The sequence below is a fragment of the Bacteroidota bacterium genome, from assembly GCA_018831055.1.
In the GTDB taxonomy this organism is placed as follows: domain Bacteria; phylum Bacteroidota; class Bacteroidia; order Bacteroidales; family B18-G4; genus M55B132.
This window is the reverse complement of sequence record JAHJRE010000270.1, coordinates 1-2,024: the sequence shown is the minus strand read 5'-3', so window position 1 is coordinate 2,024 and position 2,024 is coordinate 1. Positions and strand designations below refer to the sequence as shown.

Here is a 2,024-nt window from a genome sequence, read left to right as displayed (position 1 = left end):
GCCCTTGTTCCCCGCCTTGGTGCCGGACCGTTCGATAGCTTGTTCGAGCGTATCGGCGGTCACGATGCCGTATATTACGGGAATGCCGGAATCGAGCGCGAGTTTGGCGATGCCTTTCGATGATTCGGAAGCGATGTAGTCAAAATGAGGTGTCTCCCCGCGCACGATTGCACCGAGGCAAATGACGGCGTCGTACTGGCCTGATTTTACCATCTTCGCCGCGACATACGGAATCTCGAAGCCGCCGGGGCAATAGGCAACCGCGAGACTCTTCTCGTCGGCGCCGTGCCGGGTGAGGCAATCGATGGCGCCTTCGAGCAGTTTGTCGGTGAAGAAGTTGTTGAAGCGGCTCACCACGATACCGAATCGAAATCCGGCCGCCTCAAGTTTGCCTTCAAAAGTCTTATATCCCATAGCGGTTATGCTCCCACTCGTTTGAGGGAAAGAATGTGTCCCATTTTATCGCGCTTGGTCTGGAGATAGCGGCTGTTGAACTTGCCCGGCTCGATTTCGAGCGGGACCCGGTCGACGATTTCGAGGCCGTAGCCCTTGAGACCAATGATTTTCTTGGGGTTATTGGTAAGCAAGCGTATTTTCGAAAGACCGAGATCAGCGAGAATCTGGGCGCCGATACCGTACTCGCGGAGATCGGGCTTGAATCCGAGCCGCTCGTTGGCCTCGACCGTGTCAATGCCCTGCTCCTGCAATTTGTAGGCGCGGATCTTGTTCGCGAAACCTATCCCGCGACCTTCCTGGGTCATGTACAGGACAACACCGGCGCCTTCGTTTTCAACCCGGCGCATCGCCGCATGCAGCTGCTGGCCGCAGTCGCATCGGCATGACCCGAAGATGTCGCCGGTCACGCAGCTTGAGTGGACCCGGACGAGAACATCATCTTTGCCCGCAACGTCACCCTTCACCAGCGCGACATGATAGTGATCGTCAATATCGGACTTGTACAGGTGCAGCATGAAGTTGCCGTATTCGGTCGGGAAATCGACTGTTTCGATCCGCTCGACGTGGCGCTCCATGTGACGACGGTAGGCGATCAGGTCGCGGACCGTGATGAACTTGAGATTGTGTTCTTTGGCGAACTTCGCCAGGCGCGGGACGCGAGCCATAGTGCCGTCATCATCCATGATTTCGCACAGCATACCGACCGGGTTGAGGCCGGCAAGCCGGGCAAGGTCAACCGAGGTTTCGGTGTGACCGGCGCGCTTGAGAACGCCGCCGGTGACGGCCTGAATCGGGAAGATGTGGCCGGGGCGGGCCAGGTCCGCCGGTTCTGCGCTCGGATCGGCCAGCGTGCGCACGGTGATGGCGCGGTCGGCCGCCGAGATGCCGGTAGTGGTCCCCTTGGAAGCATCGACCGAGACGGTGAACCGGGTGCCGTGAAGGGCGGTGTTGTTGTCGACCATCGGGTGCAGCTGAAGCAGCCGAATACGGTCTTCCGGCATGCAGACGCAGATCAGACCGCGGCCGTGCTTGGCGAAGAAGTTGACCCATTCGGGGGTGACTTTTTCGGCCGCCATGATGAGATCGCCTTCGTTTTCGCGATCTTCGTCATCGGCGACAATGACGCACTTGCCGGCCCTGATGTCGTCGATGGCTTCTTCTACGGTGTTGAATTGATATTCTTCAGCCATTATTACCATCCGCTTTTTTGGAGCTTATCACGAATTAAACTATTACTTTCGGTGTTACCATGTAACTTCAATATATATTTACCAATAAGATCGAACTCAAGATTGACACTTCCCCCGGCTTTCCAGTCGCCGACAGTCGTTTGTGTCACGCTGTGGGGGATCAGATTGACGGTGAGCCGGCCCGATTTGACGGTGTTAACGGTGAGTGAAATGCCATTGATGGCGATCGAGCCCTTCTCGATTACGAGCTTGTCGTACCGGCGGTCGAAAGTCACGGCGATTTCGAGCGATTCTCCGACCATGCGGGCATATTCGATACTGCCGGTGCAGTCGATATGGCCGGAGACGAAATGCCCGCCGAGACGACCGCCGACCAGG

Annotated in this window: 3 protein-coding genes; all 3 read right to left on the bottom strand. The window is 57.3% G+C overall.

From position 1 onward, the window contains the following. On the bottom strand, positions 1 to 414 hold a 414-nt coding region (ribH, locus tag KKA81_16390; GenBank protein MBU2652506.1), incomplete at its 3' end, for a 6,7-dimethyl-8-ribityllumazine synthase. 5 nt (positions 415 to 419) lie between these two features. After that, the gene (locus KKA81_16385; GenBank protein ID MBU2652505.1) at positions 420 to 1,646 is read right to left on the bottom strand and encodes a bifunctional 3,4-dihydroxy-2-butanone-4-phosphate synthase/GTP cyclohydrolase II; all 1,227 of its coding nucleotides are present in this window, start codon (positions 1,644 to 1,646) and stop codon (positions 420 to 422) included. Positions 1,647 to 1,648: 2 nt separating this feature from the next. Continuing rightward, positions 1,649 to 2,024, bottom strand: a 376-nt coding sequence (locus KKA81_16380) for a riboflavin synthase (GenBank protein ID MBU2652504.1), incomplete at its 5' end; no start/stop codon positions are given.

What these genes read in the sequence shown, in the direction of transcription:
- KKA81_16385 (MBU2652505.1), bottom strand. Translation starts at nt 1,646, where the DNA reads ATGGCTGAAGAATATCAATTCAACACCGTAGAAGAAGCCATCGACGAC.